The organism is Microbispora sp. NPDC088329 (assembly GCF_040685655.1).
In the GTDB taxonomy this organism is placed as follows: domain Bacteria; phylum Actinomycetota; class Actinomycetes; order Streptosporangiales; family Streptosporangiaceae; genus Microbispora.
The window spans coordinates 103060-120552 of the sequence record NZ_JBFBIP010000008.1 but is presented as its reverse complement, the minus strand read 5'-3'; the positions used below and the strand labels follow the sequence as shown (position 1 = coordinate 120552).

At 72.9% G+C, this 17493-nt stretch carries 16 protein-coding genes; 8 read left to right on the top strand and 8 right to left on the bottom strand.

The window, feature by feature from the left end; all coding sequences use genetic code 11:
* Positions 1–30: 30 nt before the first annotated feature.
* Entirely contained in the window at positions 31–267 is a 237-nt protein-coding gene (locus AB0O28_RS17425; protein ID WP_363641172.1) for a hypothetical protein, read from the bottom strand.
* The gene (locus AB0O28_RS17420) at positions 264–677 is read right to left on the bottom strand and encodes an Imm7 family immunity protein (RefSeq protein WP_363641170.1); all 414 of its coding nucleotides are present in this window, start codon (positions 675–677) and stop codon (positions 264–266) included. The genes AB0O28_RS17425 and AB0O28_RS17420 overlap by 4 nt, the downstream gene beginning before the upstream one ends.
* Positions 678–852: 175 nt before the next feature.
* Between AB0O28_RS17420 and AB0O28_RS17415 the strand changes: the two genes are divergently transcribed.
* Complete coding sequence (locus tag AB0O28_RS17415) at positions 853–2358, top strand: oligopeptide:H+ symporter (protein ID WP_363641168.1); 1506 nt, start codon at positions 853–855, stop codon at positions 2356–2358.
* Positions 2359–2368: 10 nt separating this feature from the next.
* Here AB0O28_RS17415 and AB0O28_RS17410 read toward each other — a convergent pair whose 3' ends face one another.
* Positions 2369–3790: a PLP-dependent aminotransferase family protein gene (locus AB0O28_RS17410; RefSeq protein ID WP_363641166.1), complete on the bottom strand. Its 1422-nt coding sequence runs from the start codon at positions 3788–3790 to the stop codon at positions 2369–2371.
* A 64-nt stretch (positions 3791–3854) separates the two neighbouring features.
* Here AB0O28_RS17410 and AB0O28_RS17405 point away from each other — a divergent pair, with 64 nt between their 5' ends.
* Genes AB0O28_RS17405 through AB0O28_RS17390 form a run of 4 tightly spaced genes read left to right on the top strand, consistent with a single transcriptional unit; the run spans position 3855 to position 8732 of the window.
* Positions 3855–4556 carry a hypothetical protein gene (locus AB0O28_RS17405; protein WP_363641164.1) on the top strand — a complete coding sequence of 234 codons (702 nt, stop codon included), beginning with the start codon at positions 3855–3857 and terminating at the stop codon, positions 4554–4556.
* A complete protein-coding gene (locus tag AB0O28_RS17400; protein WP_363641162.1) occupies positions 4553–5089 on the top strand; it encodes a hypothetical protein in 537 nt (178 codons plus the stop codon). The genes AB0O28_RS17405 and AB0O28_RS17400 overlap by 4 nt, the downstream gene beginning before the upstream one ends.
* A gap of 35 nt (positions 5090–5124) precedes the next feature.
* Positions 5125–6927, top strand: coding sequence for a glycoside hydrolase family 15 protein (locus AB0O28_RS17395; RefSeq protein WP_363641160.1), 1803 nt, complete (start codon positions 5125–5127; stop codon positions 6925–6927).
* Positions 6928–6959: 32 nt separating this feature from the next.
* On the top strand, positions 6960–8732 hold the full coding sequence (locus tag AB0O28_RS17390) for a glycoside hydrolase family 15 protein (protein WP_363641158.1): 1773 nt from the start codon (positions 6960–6962) through the stop codon (positions 8730–8732).
* Here the strand turns inward: AB0O28_RS17390 and AB0O28_RS17385 are convergent.
* Both AB0O28_RS17385 and AB0O28_RS17380 read right to left on the bottom strand, forming a co-directional pair.
* Positions 8714–9595: a GNAT family N-acetyltransferase gene (locus AB0O28_RS17385; protein WP_363641156.1), complete on the bottom strand. Its 882-nt coding sequence runs from the start codon at positions 9593–9595 to the stop codon at positions 8714–8716. The two genes, AB0O28_RS17390 and AB0O28_RS17385, sit on opposite strands and share 19 nt — an antisense overlap.
* 53 nt (positions 9596–9648) lie before the next feature.
* Positions 9649–10632 carry a LacI family DNA-binding transcriptional regulator gene (locus tag AB0O28_RS17380; protein WP_363641154.1) on the bottom strand — a complete coding sequence of 328 codons (984 nt, stop codon included), beginning with the start codon at positions 10630–10632 and terminating at the stop codon, positions 9649–9651.
* 128 nt (positions 10633–10760) lie between these two features.
* Here AB0O28_RS17380 and AB0O28_RS17375 point away from each other — a divergent pair, with 128 nt between their 5' ends.
* Together AB0O28_RS17375 and add are read left to right on the top strand one after the other, a co-directional pair.
* Positions 10761–11714: a nucleoside hydrolase gene (locus tag AB0O28_RS17375; RefSeq protein ID WP_363641152.1), complete on the top strand. Its 954-nt coding sequence runs from the start codon at positions 10761–10763 to the stop codon at positions 11712–11714.
* Positions 11711–12712, top strand: coding sequence for an adenosine deaminase (add, locus tag AB0O28_RS17370; protein WP_363641150.1), 1002 nt, complete (start codon positions 11711–11713; stop codon positions 12710–12712). The genes AB0O28_RS17375 and add overlap by 4 nt, the downstream gene beginning before the upstream one ends.
* A gap of 22 nt (positions 12713–12734) precedes the next feature.
* Here the strand turns inward: add and AB0O28_RS17365 are convergent, their stop codons facing one another.
* On the bottom strand, positions 12735–13640 hold the full coding sequence (locus AB0O28_RS17365; protein ID WP_363641148.1) for a hypothetical protein: 906 nt from the start codon (positions 13638–13640) through the stop codon (positions 12735–12737).
* A 43-nt stretch (positions 13641–13683) separates the two neighbouring features.
* On the bottom strand, positions 13684–14646 hold the full coding sequence (locus AB0O28_RS17360; RefSeq protein WP_363641146.1) for an LD-carboxypeptidase: 963 nt from the start codon (positions 14644–14646) through the stop codon (positions 13684–13686).
* Positions 14647–14677: 31 nt separating this feature from the next.
* Between AB0O28_RS17360 and AB0O28_RS17355 the strand changes: the two genes are divergently transcribed.
* The gene (locus tag AB0O28_RS17355) at positions 14678–15556 is read left to right on the top strand and encodes a sulfotransferase (protein ID WP_363641144.1); all 879 of its coding nucleotides are present in this window, start codon (positions 14678–14680) and stop codon (positions 15554–15556) included.
* Between the two features lie 19 nt (positions 15557–15575).
* Here AB0O28_RS17355 and AB0O28_RS17350 read toward each other — a convergent pair whose 3' ends face one another.
* Entirely contained in the window at positions 15576–17462 is a 1887-nt protein-coding gene (locus AB0O28_RS17350) for an ABC transporter ATP-binding protein (RefSeq protein ID WP_363641142.1), read from the bottom strand.
* Positions 17463–17493 lie beyond the last annotated feature (31 nt).

Genomic DNA, 17493 nt, shown 5'->3' with positions numbered 1-17493 from the left:
CACGCGTGGCATGCATCGCACCACAGGAGATCACCGCGGACAAGACCCAAAGGGCGACGCGGGCGGCAGAGAGAAGAACCAGATGCCCGGCGTGCGATCGTTGCCGTCGCAGTTGAGGATCGGCACGCCGAGAAGCGGGGAGTTCAGCGCCGGCTCGGTATGGCGCTTTAAGGCGAGCGCGTGGGCCGGAGTTCCGTCACACAAGGTCAGGGCGGTGGAGGGCCTGCTCACGATCGGCTGATGATCGCGCCCATCGAGCGGATTCACCCGGAGACGGAACCGTCCCACTCGTCTTCCAGCGTCGGAACGGCGGGAGACAGCAGCACGTCGGCGTGTTCGGTTACCGCGCCGCGCACCATCCTGAAGACGCGGAACTCGTTGTGGTGCTCGGGATCCTCGTCGTCCCACACGTACAGCAGGCCGAACGAACCCGGGGCGATGTCGCCGACGCGGGCGAACAGGTCAAGGATCGCCCTCCCCCACGTCCCCCGATGGTTGGACATGCCGCCCACATGGAGGAAGGGGGTGCCGTTCATCCAGCGTAGATCGAGCAGTGCGCCGTCCCCCAGATCGTCGACGAGGCGCCGGATGGCCGCGACCTGTCTCCGCAGCGATTCGTCATCGTCATCGAGGCCGGCCGTCTCGCGGATGGTCACCCACCCGTGATACAGGAACATGCGCCCAGGCTAGTCACGCTCGACCTGGCGGCGGTGCTCGGCCGCGTCCCGGTCCCGGCCTCCGCACGCCCGGGCCGGGACCCCTCGATCGCGTCCGAGCCGGCACGACATCCGGACAAATAGGACATAAAGGCAGGTAAGGTACGGGGACGATGCGTGACCGGGGGGAGAACGCATGGCATCCGGAAGATCGAATCCGCCGGTGGGCGAGCGGACGTTCTTCGGCCATCCACGGGGGCTGGCCACACTGTTCGGCACGGAGATGTGGGAGCGCTTCAGCTACTACGGCATGCGCGCCGTCCTCGTGCTGTTCCTGACCGCGCCCGTCGCGCGCGGCGGCATGGGCCTGCCCGAGACGACCGCGGTCGGCATCTACGGCGTCTACATCGCCTCGGTCTACCTGCTCGCCCTGGTGGGCGGCTGGCTCGCCGACCGGCTGCTCGGAGCCCGCAGGACCGTGTTGTGCGGCGCCCTGGTCATCATGGGCGGCCACGTCAGCATGGCGATGCCCCTCGGCGGGGGTTTCGTCTGGCTCGGTCTCGTGCTGATCGCGCTGGGCAGCGGACTGCTCAAGCCGAACATGTCGGCGCTGGTGGGCGAGCTGTACCGGCACGAGGACGACGCGCGGCGCGACTCCGGCTACACGATCTTCTACATGGGCATCAACCTCGGCGCCTTCCTCGGCATCATGATCGTGCCCTGGCTGCAGACGGGCGGCCGCTGGCACCTCGCCTTCGGCGCGGCGGCGGTCGGCATGGCCCTCGGCCTCGCGCAGTACATACGGGGCCGGGCGACCCTGTGCGGCGCCGGCGAGGAGCCGGACCACCGGCTCACGCCCGAGGAGGAGCGCCGCTTCAAGCGCGTCGCGGGCGTCGCGCTCTCCGCAGGCGCGGGCGCGCTGGCCCTGTGGGCGCTCAGCGGCACGCTCACCGTCGACCGCTTCGCCCTGGCGCTCACCGTCGTGACGGCGGCCGTGCCGGTCGCGTACTTCGTCTTCCTGTTCTCCTCCCGCGAGGTCACCGCCGAGGAGCGCAGGGGGCTGTCCGCCTACGTGTGGCTTTTCCTGGCCGCCGCGATCTTCTGGCTGGTCTACGACCAGGCCGGCAGCGCGCTGCTGCTGTTCGCCAAGCACGACACCGACCTGAACGTGCTCGGCTTCGCGATCCCGCCGGGCTGGGTGGGCAACGTGAACTCGCTCGCGATCATCATCGTCGCCCCTCTCTTCGCGCAGATGTTCCTCAAGGCGGGCACCCGGATCAGCACGCCGCTCAAGTTCGCGGTCGGCCTGGTGATCGTCGGGCTGAGCTTCGTCGTCATGTCGGTCGCGGCGGGCGTCGCCTCGGGCGGGGTGAAGGTCTCGATCATGTGGCTGCTGTCGGTCTACCTCATCCAGACCGTCGCCGAGCTGTTCCTCAGCCCGGCCGGGCTGTCGGTCACCAACAAGCTCGCACCCCGGGCGTTCGAGAACCAGCTCATGGGCCTGTGGTTCCTCTCGATGGCCCTCGGCGACTCCGTCGGCGGTCAGGCCTACCGGCTGACCAGGGTCGTGCCGATGCCCGTTTACTTCCTCACCCTCGCGCTCGCCGCGATCGCGGCCGGGCTCGTGATGCTGATGTTCGTCCGCAGGCTCCGCACGCTGATGGCCGAGCACCACCTGCCGCCCGTACCCACGTCCACCTGAGCGGCAGTGCTCACAGGGTCGGCGTGAGCGGCTCCCGCGGGCGATAGCCGGCGGGGTCGCGGGCGATGCGGCGCACCGCCTCCTCCATCACGGCCGGCGGCTGGGTGAACGGCAGCCGCAGGTGCCGCTCCAGCGTGCCGTCCACGCCGAACCACGGCCCCGGCGCCAGCCGTACGCCGCGGGCCGCGGCGGCCTCGGCGACCGAGCGCGCCACCGGCCCGTCGAGCCGCACCCACAGCGAGCCGCCGCCGCGCGGCGGCGTGAACGCCCAGGTGGGCAGCTCCTCGCGCAGGACCGCGGCGAGCGCCGCGCACGACGCGCCGAGCGTGCGGCGGCGCTCGGCGCGCGCCTCCTCGATGCGCTCGAACAGGTGCGCGACCACGAGCTGTTCGAAGACGCCGCCCGCGATGTCCACGGCGGCGCGCAGCCCGGCCAGGCGGCGGACGGTCGCGGCGCCCGCCCGGATCCAGCCGACCCGCAGGCCGCCCCACCACAGCTTCGAGGCCGACCCGACGCTGATCACCCGGCCGTCGGTGTCGAACGCGGCCAGCGGCGCCGCACGCGCCGCGTCGTCCAGCGCCATCTCGGCCCAGCTCTCGTCGGCGATCAGCGTGACGCCGTGGCGGCGGGCCGCGTCCACCAGCGCGCCGCGGTCGGCGTCGGACATCAGATGTCCCGTCGGGTTCTGGAAGTCGGGGATGACGTAGGCCAGGCGGGCGGCCGACTGGCGCATCGCGCAGCTCACCAGGTCGAGATGCCAGCCGTCCTCCTGGACGCCCACCGGCACCAGGCGGGCTCCCCGCAGCCGCGCCGCGTCGATCGCGTGCGGATAGGTCGGCGACTCGACCATCACCGCGTCGCCCGCACCGGCGAACGCGGCCATCAGCAGATGGACGGCGTGCTGGGCCCCGGCCGTGACGAGGATCTGCTCGGGCCGGGTGGGCAGCCCCCGCTCGCCGTACCTGCGGGCGATCGCCTCGCGCAACGGCGCGAGCCCGGACGGGTGGTAGCCCATGCCCAGCGCGTACCGGTGGTAGGCCCGGCCCGCCTCCTCGATGGCCTCGCCCAGCAGCGCGGTCGCCGGGGGCGCGGCCGCGTGCAGCGGCAGCAGCCCGTCGTCGTCGGACGCGAGCCACGGATTGTCGGTGCCGAGCGCACCCGCGTCGGGCAGGGCCGTGCGACTGCCGGACCCCTGCCTGCTCTCCAGATAGCCCTGCTCGCGCAGCCGGTCGTACGCCGCGGTCACGGTGGTGCGGCTCACGCCGAGCGCCTCGGCCAGGTGCCGCTCGGCGGGCACGCGCACCCCGACGGCGAGCCGCCCGTCGAGGACCAGGCCGCGCACGGCCTCCGCGAGCGCCCTGTAGTAGGGCCGGGCCTCGGCGGGCACCCGGACGAGCCGGGCGAGCTGGGGAGCACTGAGATGCCGATCCATAAAGGCCAATTTCTCTGATTGGCTCTTTTCTCGCAACCCCACCGGCCTGCACGATGGGCCGACTATGACCGAACTTCCATCTCCCCTACCCCCACTCGCTCCCGCTTCCCCCTCCCCCACCCCCGCTCGCTCCCGCTTCTCCCTGCCCCGCCCCCGTTCGCTCGCGCTGCGGCTCGTCCGCCTCTACGCCGGGCTTGCGCTGTACGGCGCCGGGATCGCCCTGCTCGTCAGGTCCGGGCTGGGCCTCGACCCCTGGGAGGTCTTCCACCAGGGCATGTCGGTGCGCACCGGGTGGTCGATCGGCCTGTGCATCAACCTGGTGGGCGCGCTGGTGCTGCTGCTGTGGATCCCCCTGCGGCAGCGGCCCGGCCTCGGCACGATCAGCAACGTCCTGGTGGTCGGCACCAGCGCCGACGGGGTGATGGCGCTGGTCCCGGCGCCCGCGGCCTGGCCCGTCCAGTGGGCCTTCCTCTTGAGCGGCATCGTCGCCATCGCCGCCGCCTCCGGGCTCTACATCCACGCGGGCTTCGGCCCGGGGCCGCGCGACGGCCTGATGACGGGCCTCAACCGGCTCGGTCTGTCGATCCGGCTCGCCCGCACGGTCGTCGAGATCGGCGTGCTCGCCGTGGGCTGGCTGCTCGGCGGCACGGTCGGCATCGGAACGGTGGTCTTCGCCCTGACGATCGGCCCGGTGACGCAGGTCTTCATGAAGCTGTGGGCTCCCGCCGGGGACACCGCCCGGCCACCGGGTACGAAGCCGTCATGATGAGGCGCGCGGTGTGGGAAGGCCTGGCCGCCGGAGCGGCCGGGGCGGCGGTGATGACCCTCGGCGAGAAGGTGGAGCAGCGCCTGACCGGGCGGCCCGGCTCCCACGTCCCGGCGCGGGTCCTCGAACGCCTGACCGGCATGGCCGAGCGCTCCGGGCGCGCGTCCGACGTCGCGAACTGGGCCATGCACTACGGCGAGGGCGCGCTGCTGGGGGTCCTGCGCTCCGTGATGGCCCATGCCGGGCTGCGGGGCCCGTGGTCGTCGGCGAAGTTCGCCGTGGTGCGGCTCACCAACGACCAGATCCTGGAGAACGCCACGGGAGCCGGCGCACCGCCTCCTTCCTGGCCCCGTCTCGAACTGGCCGTCGATCTGCTGCACAAGACCGTCTACGCCTTCGCCACCGGGGTCGTGGCCGACGCTCTGGCGGGCCGTACGGGACCGGGCCCGGGGCAGCGGCACGCGCGGATGCGCCCGGGGCGGCAGGCGGACGTCGGGCCGCTGCCGCGGGAGGAGGCCCACGCCCGGCCCTGAGGGGACACGCCGTACGGCGCGGGGGAGGTGAGCGCATGCGGATCGAGGACTACGCACTGATCGGCGACACGCAGTCGGCCGCCCTGATCGGCCGGAACGGCTCGATCGACTGGTTGTGCCTGCCGCGCTTCGACTCCCCCTCCTGCTTCGCCCGGCTGCTCGGCGACGAGTCCAACGGCTTCTGGCGGCTGGCGGCCGCGGGACGGGACAGGGCCGCCCGGCGGGCCTACATCGAGGACTCACTGGTGCTCTCGACCGAGTGGGAGACCCCCACGGGAACGGCCAGGGTGGTCGACTTCATGCCGGTCAGGTCCGGCAACCCGGACCTGGTCCGGGTGGTGGAGGGCCTGTCGGGCATCGTCGAGATGACGACCGAGATCCGCATCCGCTTCGACTACGGCCGGATCGTGCCGTGGGCGCGCCGGGTGGGCGGCCACCTGCACGCCGTCGGCGGGCCCGACTCGGTCTGGGTCCACTCGCCCGTCCCGCTGCGCGGCGGCGACTACCGGCACGAGGCGACCTTCACGGTGACCGCCGGGCAGCGGATGCCGTTCGTGTTCACCTGGCACCCCTCACATCAGCCGCAGCCCCGGGCCATCGACCCTCTCGCCGAGCTCGGCCTGACCGTGCGGCTGTGGCAGGACTGGGCCGCCCGATGCGGCTACCGCGGGCCCTGGCGGGAGGCCGTGGTCCGCTCGCTGATCACCCTCAAGGCGCTCACCTACAGCCCGACCGGCGGCATCGTCGCGGCGCCGACCACCTCGCTGCCCGAACGACTCGGCGGGGTACGCAACTGGGACTACCGCTACTGCTGGCTGCGCGACGCGGCGATGACGCTCGACGCGCTCCTGCGGGCCGGGTACGTCGAGGAGGCGGACGCCTGGCGCGTGTGGCTGCTGCGCGCCATCGCCGGCCGCCCCGAGGACCACCAGATCATGTACGGCGTGGCCGGCGAACGCCGCCTGCCGGAGATGACGCTCGACTGGCTCCCCGGCTATGAGAACTCGGCCCCCGTGCGGATCGGCAACGGCGCCGCCGGCCAGTTCCAGCTCGACGTCTACGGCCAGGTGGTCAACGCCCTCTACCGGGCGCGCAAGCGGGGCATGCCGCCCGACGACTACACCTGGGCGCTGCTGGTGAAAGGGGCCGAGTTCCTCGAACACAACTGGGACCGGCCGGACGAGGGACTGTGGGAGGTGCGCGGCCCCCGCCGCCACTTCGTCCACTCGAAGATCATGGCGTGGCTCGCCATGGACCGCATGACCCAGGGGGCCGCGGAGCTGGGCCGTACCGGGCCGTTCGACCGCTGGTGCGCCCTGCGCGACCGCATCCACGCCGAGGTCTGCGACAAGGGCTACGACCCCGGGCGCAACACCTTCACCCAGTCCTACGGCTCACGCGAGCTCGACGCCGCCCTCCTGCAGATCCCCATCGTCGGCTTCCTGCCCCCCGACGACCCCCGCGTCATCGGCACCGTCGAGGCCGTCGAACGCGAGCTCACGAGCGACGGCTTCGTCCTGCGCTACCCCGTCGCCGCGGTCAACCCCGTCGACGGCCTGCCCGGCGGCGAAGGCGCCTTCCTCGCCTGCAGCTTCTGGCTCGCCCAGGCACGCGCCATGATCGGCCGCCACGACGAGGCCGTCGAACTGTTCGAACGCCTCGTCGCCCTCGCCAACGACGTCGGTCTCCTCGCTGAGGAATACGACCGTGAAACAGGCCGTCAACTCGGCAACTTCCCCCAGGCGTTCACCCACGTCCACCTGATCCACACCGCCCAGGCGCTGAGCGAGGAGGTCGGCGGCGGCCTGTCGCAGGTGCGCCGTACGCGTCCACGATGAGAGGACCGCCTCCTGCGGGTAGCGTGACGGGCATGCGGATCGAGGACTACGCCCTCGTGGGCGACATGCAGTCGGCCGCCCTGATCGGCCGTGACGGCTCGATCGACTGGCTGTGCCTGCCGAGGTTCGACTCCCCCTCCTGCTTCACGCGGCTGCTCGGCGACGAGTCCAACGGCTTCTGGCGCCTGGCCCCCGCGGGCCGCGAGCGGGCCGCGCGCCGCGCGTACGTCGAGGACACGCTCATCCTGGAGACCGTCTGGGAGACGCCCACGGGCGCGGTCAAGGTGATCGACTTCATGCCGCCCCGCCACGCCAACCCCGACCTCGTACGGATCGTGGAGGGCCTGTCCGGCACCGTCGAGATGACGACCGAGATCCGCATCCGCTTCGACTACGGCCGCATCGTCCCCTGGGTGCGCCGCAGCGACGGGCACCTGCACGCCATCGGCGGTCCCGACTCGGTCTGGATCCACTCCCCCGTCCATCTGCGCGGCAGCGACTACCGGCACGAGGCGACCTTCACCGTCGCCTCCGGGGAGCGGGTGCCGTTCGTCTTCACCTGGCATCCCTCCCACCAGCCGGAGCCGGAGCGGATCGATCCGCTGGAGCAGCTCACCGAGACCAGGCTCCTGTGGGAGGAGTGGGTCTCCCGGTGCGGTTATCGGGGCCCGTGGCGTGAGGCAGTGGTCCGCTCGCTGATCACGCTCAAGGCGCTCACCTACAGCCCGACCGGCGGCATCGTGGCCGCGCCGACCACCTCGCTACCCGAGCATCTCGGCGGGGTACGCAACTGGGACTACCGCTACTGCTGGCTGCGCGACGCGGCGATGACGCTCGACGCGCTGACCGGCGCCGGGTACGTCGAGGAGGCCGCCGCCTGGCGATCCTGGCTGCTGCGCGCCATCGCCGGCCGTCCCGAGGACGTCCAGGTCCTGTACGGCGTGGCCGGCGAACGCCGCCTTCCGGAGATGACCCTCGACTGGCTGCCGGGCTACGAGAACTCGGCTCCCGTGCGGATCGGCAACGGCGCCGCCACCCAGCTGCAGCTCGACATCTACGGGGAGTTCGTCGACGCCCTCTACCAGGCGCGCAAGCAGGGCATGACGCCGGACGACCACGCCTGGGCCCTGGTGACGAAGGTCATGGAGTTCTTCGAGCACAACTGGGACCAGCCCGACGAGGGACTGTGGGAGGTGCGCGGCCCCCGCCGCCACTTCGTCCACTCCAAGGTCATGGCCTGGGTCGCGGCCGACCGGATGGTCCGCGTCATCGAGGAGCTGGGCCGGCGCGGCGACGCGGAGCGCTGGCGCGCCCTGCGCGACCGCATCCACGCCGAGGTCTGCGACAAGGGCTACGACCCCGGGCGCAACACCTTCACCCAGTCCTACGGCTCACGCGAGCTCGACGCCGCCCTCCTGCAGATCCCCATCGTCGGCTTCCTGCCCGCCGACGACCCCCGCGTCATCGGCACCGTCGAGGCCGTCGAACGCGAGCTCATGACCGACGGCTTCGTCCTGCGCTACCCGGTGGCGGAAGACAACCCCGTCGACGGCCTGCCCGGCGGCGAAGGCGCCTTCCTCGCCTGCAGCTTCTGGCTGGCCGAGGCCAGAGCGATGATCGGCCGCCACGACGAGGCCGTCGAACTGTTCGAACGCCTCGTCGCCCTCGCCAACGACGTCGGCCTCCTCGCCGAGGAGTACGACCCCCGATCAGGCCGTCAACTCGGCAACTTCCCCCAGGCCTTCACCCACATCCACCTGATCCGCACGGCCCAGGCGCTGGCCCGCTACGCCGAGAGGCGGTAGCCGAGGCTCCTGGCGCACTCGCGGAACCCCAGCGACCGGTACAGGCGCGCGGGCACCGGGTAGGCGTCGTCGCCGCGCGGGCTCACCACCGCCCTCCGTGCGCCCGCCCGCCGCGCCGCCTGCAGCGCGGCCAGGCAGACGGCCCGCGCGACGCCGTGCCGGCGATGGCCCGGCACGGTGCCCGCCGGTTCGATCCGGGCGGCCCGGTTGGCCTCGTCCAGCCACACCAGGCAGAACCCCGCGGCGCTCCCGTCCGGCGCCTCGGCGATCCAGTCCAGGTCCGGCCGGTACGGCCAGGCCTCCCGTACGGCCCGGTAGCTCTCCTCGGTCACCCGCGACGGATGGAACGCCGCCCGGTGCGCGGCGACGCGTCCCGGGACGTCGGCGTCGCCCACCGCGCGCAGGCGGTATCCGGCGGGCGGGCCCGGATCGGGCAGGCCGTCGTCCAGGTCCATGACCATGTGCAGGAAGAAAGGGCCCTCGTCTGTACGGCGGTAGCCGTGCCGGTCGAGCGCCGGAAACAGGTGGGTCTCGGTGCTGGAGACCACGACCGTGCGGGCCGGCCCCGGAGCCTGGGCGGCGAACCAGTCCAGGACCTCCTCGGCCAGCGAGGCGTGCGCGGGATCGGCGAGCAGACTCAGATGCCCGGCATCGGCCCACCCCCAGGCCGCGGTCCGGCCGCCGGCACTCCAGAGCATGGTCGCCCACTCATGCTTCCTGCCGCTGTGTTGGAAGCGTTCCCACGCCAGATCGCCGACGTGCCAGGTCGCCCCGGGTGACCACACCCGTCCGGCGAGATCCTGCATGGCACGCAGGTCCTCCGCGCCGGCGTACGGCCTGCGGTCGAAGTCTTTGATCGCCATGCGGCCAGTCTGATCCCGCGCGGGCGTCCCCCGCACGCGATTTTCGGCGCGGGTCACGCGTCACAGCCGCAGCTGCGCCGCGGGACGAGACGTGCGGCGGGAAGCGACGCGTTCGGGGGCTCCCGGTCGAGGAGCAGCGCGACGGCCCGCTCGGCCATGTCGTCCAGCGGTTGCTCCGTCACGCTGAGCGCGGGGGCGGTGTAGGCGCTGTCCGGGGTCCCGTCGCAGCTGATCAGGGCGAGCCGGGCGGGGACGGCCAGCCCCGCGGCCGACGCGGCGGCGAGGACCCCGATGGCCTGTTCGTCGGTCGCCGCGATCAGGGCGCCCGGCATCGTCCCCCCGGCGATCAGCTCGGCCGTCAGCCGCGCCGCCGCGTCCCGCGAGTAGTCGCAGCGCAGCAGCAGGGGTTCGAGGCCCGCGGAGGAGACGAGGCGGTGCCAGGCGTCCCGGCGTTCGGCGACCGGACCGGCGTCGTGGGGACCGGACAGGAAGGCGATGCGCCGGTGCCCGTGGCCCCGGAGGTGCTCGACGGCCGCGCGGACCGCGGCGTCGTTGTCGGCGGACACGAGCGGAGCCTTACCCGGGACCGGCCGGTGATGGACGTAGACGGACCGCACGCCCGCCTCGACCGCCTCGGCCGCGACGTCGCCGCCGCCGTCGGCGGAGACCACGACGAGACCGTCGACCTGCGCCGCGAGGAAGCGCTCCACCAGGTGCTGCTGCCGGTCGGGACGGTAGCCCGCGTTGCCCGTCATCATCAGCGTGTCCCGCCGGTCCAGCGCACGCTCGATGCTCCGCGCCAGGGCGGCGAAGTAAGGGTTGGAGGCGTCGGCCAGGACCAGGCCGACGACCCCGGTGGTGCCGGCCCGCAGCGCCCGGGCTATCCGGTTGGGGCGATAGCCCAGCTCGGCGGCGGCGGCGAGGACCCGCTCCCTGGTCGCCGGAGCCACCGGGCGCGGGCCGTTGTTCATCACGTAGCTGACCACCGCCGTGGACGTGCCGGACCGTCGGGCGACGTCCGCGAGCGTGACGGCCAATGGACGCTCCTTTCCTGTACGGGCTTGCATCTTCTCATCTAAACGATTAGAACTGCCATCCGACGTTCTTTGCGATCGCCGGCTCCACCTCCTCCAGTTCCGTCACTCTCCGTCCAGAAAGTCGCGGCATGCCCCCGATACCTCTCCTGATCGACACCGACACCGGGTCCGACGACGCCGTGGCCCTCCTCCTTGCGGCCGCCGGCGGCCTGGCCGACGTGCGGGCCGTCACCACCGTGGCCGGCAACGTCCCGCTGCCGACGGCCACCCGCAACGCGCTGATCTCCCTGGAGATCGCGGGAGCGGCCGACGTCCCCGTCCACGCGGGGTGCGACCGCCCGCTGCTGAGACCCCTGTCCACGGCCCAGCACGTGCACGGGCAGGACGGCATGGGCGACATCGGCCTGCCCGGCCCGCGGCGCGGTCCCGAACCTGGCCACGCGGCCGACGTCCTGCTGTCCCACGCCCGGCGGTTCCCGGGCGAGCTGACCCTGGTCACCCTGGGCCCGCTGACCAATCTCGCCGCCGCCCTCCTGCGGGAGCCCGGCCTGCTCGGCGGCTTCCGGCACGTGTACTGCATGGCGGGCGCGGCGGACGCCCACGGCAACGTCTCCGCCACCGCGGAGTTCAACGTGTGGGCCGACCCCGAGGCGGCGGGCGTGGTCCTGCGGGCGGCCCGCCCGGACAAGGTCACCTGGATCGGCTGGGACGTCTCCCGCAAGTACGCCGTGATGACGCCGGAGGACCAGCGGCGGCTCGAACGGCTGGGCACCCCCATCGCCGCCTTCGCCCATCGGATCAACCGGACGGTCGCAGAATGGGCGCGCGAGGTCACCGGCCTGGCCGGTTACGACCTGCCCGACCCGGTCGCCATGGCCGTGGCGCTGCGGCCCGATCTGGTCCTCGAACAGGAGCGGGCACACGTGACGGTCGCGCTCGGCGACGAGACCCGCGGGCAGATGATCGTCGACCGCCGCCGTGCGGCACCTGAGCCCAATCTGACCATGGTGCGCCGCGTCGACGAGGCCGGCTTCAAGGACCTGCTGTTCGCCACGTGCGCCGGAACGGGCCGGGCCGCATGACGCTCCCATCGTCCATCCCACGGGCGGAAGGGCGCTTCGAGCTGCACTGCCATCTCGACGGCTCGGTCCGCCCCGCCACGGTCGCGGACCTCGCCAGGGCTCAGGGGATCACGCTGACGCGCCCCGCGCACACGCTCGTGACCGCGCCCGCCCGATGCGGCAGCCTGGCCCGGTTCCTCACGTTCATCGACCTCCCGTTGCGCGTCCTGCAGACGCCGGACGCGCTGCGACGCGCGGCACACGAGCTCGTCGAGGACTGGCACGCGGACGGCGTGGTGTACGGGGAGGCGCGTTTCGCCCCGCAACTGCACGGCCGTCAGGGCCTGACCCAGGATGAGGCGGTGAAGGCGGTCGCCGCCGGTCTCGCCTCCGGCGCGGCGGCGACCGGCGTACGCACCGGGCTGGTGCTGTGCTGCCTGCGGCATCAGACGCCGGACGAGAGCGTCGCCGTCGCGGAGACCGCGGTGCGCCACCGGGACAAGGTGGCCGGGCTCGACCTGGCCGGCGACGAACGCCTGCATCCGGGCGCTCCGCACCGCCCCGCCTTCGCGGTCGCCCAGGCGGCGGGACTGCCCTGCACCGTCCACGCGGGCGAGGCGGCGGGCCCGGAGAGCGTCTGGGAGGCGATCGACGTCCTGGGCGCGCGCCGCATCGGGCACGGCGTGCGGTCCGCCTCCGACCGCGCCCTGCTCCACCGGCTCCGACGCGAGCGCATCGCGCTGGAGATGTGCCCCACCAGCAACGTCCAGACCGCCGCGGTGCCCCGGCTGGCCGATCACCCGGCTCACGCGCTCCTGATGGCGGGCCTGAGCGTCACCATCAGCACCGACACGCGTACCACCTCGGGGACGACGTTGCGCCGCGAGTTCGGGGCGCTGCGGGAGGAGTTCGGCTGGACGGCCCGCGAGGAGACGGCCTGCCAGGCGCACGCGGCCGGTGCCGCCTTCGCCTGGCCCGCGGCCCCGCGGGACACCCGGCAGGGCGCGGGAAGGGCCTGATCGCGGCCCCCCCCGGTGTGGGCTACCCCTGGCCGGCGATGCGGGCGAGGAGGCGGGCGAACTCCGGCGGCGGCGCGACGACCAGCCGGGTCTGACCGTCGTGGCTGATGAGGTCGGCCTGGATGCGGGTCAGCTTGCCCCGGCGCCACCAGTACACGTGAGGGCTGAGCCCGTCGGCCCGGCAGGCGTGCTCGCGGTGGGCGAAGATGCGCAGGCGCTCGATCGCACGGACGACGCCGATGCCGGCCACCGGATGCACCGCGACCATGCCCCGGTGCGGCAGCACCGCGAGCATGCCGTCCTCGGGCACGTCCATGTACGCCGTGAGACGGCGCAGGTGGGCCGCCGCGCTGGGCGCGGTCAGCAGCGACACCTCGGTGCCGCCGAGGTCGAGGCGCGACACGGTGGGCCGCTCGTCGGTCAGGGCGTTGCCGATGGCCACGTCGAGCGCCTCCGCCGGCGGGATGGGCCAGCAGAACGCCTCCTCCGGGCGCACCGGACGGGCGCCGATCGTCAGCACCTCGATGAGATCGGCGCTGAGGTGGCGGCCGATGATCCGGGAGGGGTCGGGGAAGGCGGGGTCGTCGGCGGCGTGGACCCGCGTCCGCAGCAGCGGCTTGATCGGCGTGAGGTTGCAGGCGTCGAACGGCTCGCCCGACACGGCGTGGGCCAGATGCTCGGAGACCAGCATCGGCCAGTCCTCGCGGGCGCGGCGCCCGGCCTCCCGGCGAAGGCCGACGAGGTTCACGACCCGCTCACGCTCCGGCGAGTTCAGCGTCAGTGACGTGCCGTCGGCCGCGAACACGCAGGAATAGCCCATGGTCTCGGCGACCAGGGCCAGCAGGGAGTCGAGATCGACGTCCTCGACGGCTCTCGGGGCGGGATGGTCCGGCCGCGTCCGGCTGAGCAGTCGCCGCAAGAGTCCCAACGCACCATCCCTTCGCCACGGCCCGGGCACATCCGGGCGCGTCTCAGGTTGCCGCGTCAGAGTCGCGGAAGGTGCCCGCGACAGAGCACGATTCGGTCACAATAGCCACATTCGTCTCCAACCACATCGCCAACTGTGGTGCGCCGTGGCCCACCGGCAGGCCCGCGATGGTCGGCACACCCAGCGGGGCGAGGAGTTCGGCCAGCACGGGCAGCGGGTCGCCGCAGTCCACCCACGATCCCAGCACGATCCCCGCCACGCCGTCCAGACAGCCCGCCTGCAGCAGTTGTGTCACCATGCGGTCGATCCGATACGGCTCCTCGGTCACGTCCTCGAGCAGCACGACACGGCCCCGCCCCCGCAGCGCGTACGGCGTGCCGCACAGGGCCGCGAGCAGGGCGAGGTTCCCCCCGGTGAGCCGGCCCTCGGCCCGGCCCGGCACGATCACCCGGTCACCGGCGACGGGCGGGGGCGTGCCGCCCTCGAACAGGGCCTCCCGCAGGTGGGCGAAGGTGGCCGGCTCGGGCCCCTCCGGGCCGCCGATCGTCGTGGTCGCCGGCATCGGCCCGAACAGCGTCGCCAGGCCGAGCCGGTCGGCGAAGGCCCGGTGCAGGGCGGTGATGTCGCTCGACCCGAGCAGGATCTTGGGCCCGGCCGCCGCCATGGCGTCCCAGTCGAGCAGCCCGAGCAGCCGGGTGGTGCCGTAGCCGCCCCTGGCGCAGACGACCGCCGCCACCCCGGGGTCGCACCACGCGTCCTGGAGGTCGGCCGCCCGTGCGGCGTCCGGCCCGGCGAGGTAGCCGTCCCGCGCGAGGATCGACGCCCCGTGCACGACCCGCAGCCCGAGCCCGGTCAGGACCTCTGTGCCGCGCTCCAGCCGTACGGGATCGACCGGGCCGGCCGGCGCGACCAGCGCGACGGTGTCCCCGGGCCGCAGCCGCCGGGGCAGGCCCGGGACCGTTACCGAGGCGTCACCGTCCGCCCCGCCGCGGAAGCGCTCGCTCACCCTTCAAAGGGTGTCAGACTTAGCGGTATCTATGCGACCTCCGACGCACATCCTCGTGGTCAACGGTGTCAAGGTCCGTCGTCCGGTGTTCGTTGTCGCGGCGCCGCACTCCGGCGCGGACCTGCTGGGCCGTGCCCTCAAGCGCTCGCCCGGCTTCCACGTGACCATGGGCAGGGGCCCGGTCGCCCGGGTCGTCTACGCCTTCGCCAGGAGGCCGTCGATCGCCCGCAGCGGCGGCGCCCCGCAGGTGCTGCGGGACGTGCTGGCGGAGGCGTGGCAGGTGGTCCCGGGGGCCTGCGCGGAGTGCACGGCCGCCTGCCGGGAGGCGGGCGGCATCGTCGGCGCGGGGCCGTGCGCCGGGCCGGGCACGCCGTCCCGGTTCGGCGACGCCAGCCCCGACCTGCTCTACAGCGCGCCGGTGCTGCTGCGGGCGTTCCCCGACGCCCGGCTCATCCAGATCATCCGCGACGGCCGCGACGTCGTCGCCGACATGCTCACCGACCCCGCCTGCATGACCTGGGCCAAGCCCGCCATGCTGAGCGAGGACGCGGAGTTTCCCAACCCGTTCCTCGGCGTGCGGTCGGCCGAGCACCGCGAGCGCTGGGCCGGGATGCCGCCCGCGGGCAAGTGCGCCCTGCGCTGGCGCGGTGCCGTACGGCTGAACGCCGCGTTGCGCCGCGAACTGCCCGCCGAACATCTGCTCACCCTCCGGTACGAGGACATGGTGGCCTCGCCGGGAGAGGCGATCGACGCGGTGTCGTCCTTCCTCGACGCCAAGGTCTCCACGATCGCGTTGTACGGCGCGGCGATCCCCCGTCCGGGGAGCTGGCGCAGGCGGCTGCCGGCCGAGGACGCCGAGCTGGTGGAGAAGGTGGCCAGGGAGGAGCTCGCCCGTCTCGGCTACCGCTGAGGAGCGGCCTCAGGCCGTCTCAGGAGCCGCCCGGGCCCGAGCCCGTGAACTGGGTGCGGTACAGCTCGGCGTACGCGCCGCTCCGCTCCAGCAGCTCCTCGTGCCGGCCGCGTTCGACCACCCGGCCGTCCTCGATCACGAGGATGGCGTCGGCCTCGCGGATGGTCGACAGCCGGTGCGCGATCACCAGCGACGTCCTCCCCCGCAGAGCGGTCTTCAGCGCCTGCTGCACCGCGGCCTCGGACTCGGAGTCGAGGTGGGCGGTGGCCTCGTCCAGCACCACCACGCGCGGCGCCTTCAGCAGGAGGCGGGCCAGGGCGATGCGCTGCTTCTCCCCGCCCGACAGCCGGTAGCCGCGGTCGCCCACGACCGTCTCCAGCTCCTCGGGCAGGTTCTTGACCAGGTCGGCGATCTGGGCCGCGTGCAGGGCGTCCCAGATCTCCTCGTCGGTCGCCTCCGGGCGGGCGTAGCGGAGGTTGTTGCCGATCGTGTCGTGGAACAGGTGGGCGTCCTGCATGACCACTCCCACCGCGTCCCTGATGCCGTCCAGGGTGGCGTCGCGGACGTCCACGCCGTTGATCCGCACGGCGCCCTCGTTCACGTCGTACAACCGGGACACCAGCGAGGTGATGGTCGTCTTGCCCGCGCCCGAGTGACCGACGAGCGCCACCAGCTCGCCCGGATGCGCGGTGAACGTCACGCCCTTGAGCACCTCCTGTGAGGGCCCCGTGTCCGGGCGGGCCACCGACTCCAGCGACGCCAGCGAGACCTCGGAGGCGGCCGGGTAGCCGAAGCGGACGCCGTCGAACTCGATCGTGACCGGCCCCTCGGGGATCGGCCGCGCGTCCGGCTTCTCCGCGACCATCGGCTTGAGGTCGAGCACCTCGAAGACCCGGTCGAAGCTCACCAGCGCCGTCATGACGTCCACGTGGACGTTCGACAGGCTGGTCAGCGGGCCGTACAGGCGCATGAGCAGGGACGACTGGGCGACCAGGGTGCCGAGCGCGAAGGCCCCGGAGATCGCGAGCGCGCCGCCGAGACCGTAGACGAGCGCGGTCGCCAGCGCGGCGACCAGGCCGAGCGCGATGCGGAAGACCGCGCCGTACATGGCGACGATCACACCCACGTCGCGAACGCGGCCCGCGCGGTCCGCGAAGTGGGCCGCCTCGTCGTCCGGCCTGCCGTACAGCTTGGCGACCATCGCTCCGGCGACGTTGAACCGCTCGGTCATCACCGAGCTCATCTCGGCGTCGAGCTGCATCTGCTCGCGGGTGAGCGCGGACATCCGGCGGCCGACCCACTTGGCCGGGAAGATGAAGATCGGCAACAGGACCAGCGCGACCAGCGTGACCTGCCACGACAGCACGAGCATGGTGCCGAGCACCATGACCAGGCTGATGACGTTGGACACCACGGACGACAGCGTGCTGGTGAGGGCCCGCTGCGCCCCGATGACGTCGGTGTTCAGCCGGGAGACCAGCGCGCCGGTCTGGGCGCGCATGAAGAACGCCACCGGCATCCGCTGCACGTGGTCGAAGACCTCGGTGCGCAGGTTGTAGATCAGGCCCTCGCCGATGCGCGCGGAATACCACCGCTGCAGCAGGCCGAGCCCGGCGTCCAGCACCGCGAGCGCCCCGATCGCCACGGCGAGCCACACCACCACGTCGACCCGTTTCGGGGTGATCCCGTAGTCGATGATCGCCTTCATCAGCAGCGGGTTGGCGACCACGATGACCGCGTCGACCACGACCAGCGCGAGGAACCCGGCGATCTGTCTGCGGAACGGCCGGGCGTAACCGGCGATGCGCCGGACGGTCCCCGGCGTGAGCCGCTCCTTCGTCACGGAGCTGTCACGCCGTAAGGACCGCATCACCTGGAGACCGTAGCCTCCGTTCATCATCGACATATGCCGTACATCCTCCCAGGCATGCAGCGGT

Coding starts and splice junctions, on each gene's coding strand:
- AB0O28_RS17395 (WP_363641160.1), top strand. CDS start 5,125: ATGCGGATCGAGGACTACGCACTGATCGGCGACACGCAGTCGGCCGCC.
- AB0O28_RS17385 (WP_363641156.1), bottom strand. CDS start 9,595: ATGGCGATCAAAGACTTCGACCGCAGGCCGTACGCCGGCGCGGAGGAC.
- AB0O28_RS17355 (WP_363641144.1), top strand. CDS start 14,678: ATGCGACCTCCGACGCACATCCTCGTGGTCAACGGTGTCAAGGTCCGT.
- add (WP_363641150.1), top strand. CDS start 11,711: ATGACGCTCCCATCGTCCATCCCACGGGCGGAAGGGCGCTTCGAGCTG.
- AB0O28_RS17410 (WP_363641166.1), bottom strand. CDS start 3,790: ATGGATCGGCATCTCAGTGCTCCCCAGCTCGCCCGGCTCGTCCGGGTG.
- AB0O28_RS17415 (WP_363641168.1), top strand. CDS start 853: ATGGCATCCGGAAGATCGAATCCGCCGGTGGGCGAGCGGACGTTCTTC.
- AB0O28_RS17400 (WP_363641162.1), top strand. CDS start 4,553: ATGATGAGGCGCGCGGTGTGGGAAGGCCTGGCCGCCGGAGCGGCCGGG.
- AB0O28_RS17420 (WP_363641170.1), bottom strand. CDS start 677: ATGTTCCTGTATCACGGGTGGGTGACCATCCGCGAGACGGCCGGCCTC.
- AB0O28_RS17350 (WP_363641142.1), bottom strand. CDS start 17,462: ATGTCGATGATGAACGGAGGCTACGGTCTCCAGGTGATGCGGTCCTTA.
- AB0O28_RS17390 (WP_363641158.1), top strand. CDS start 6,960: ATGCGGATCGAGGACTACGCCCTCGTGGGCGACATGCAGTCGGCCGCC.
- AB0O28_RS17375 (WP_363641152.1), top strand. CDS start 10,761: ATGCCCCCGATACCTCTCCTGATCGACACCGACACCGGGTCCGACGAC.
- AB0O28_RS17405 (WP_363641164.1), top strand. CDS start 3,855: ATGACCGAACTTCCATCTCCCCTACCCCCACTCGCTCCCGCTTCCCCC.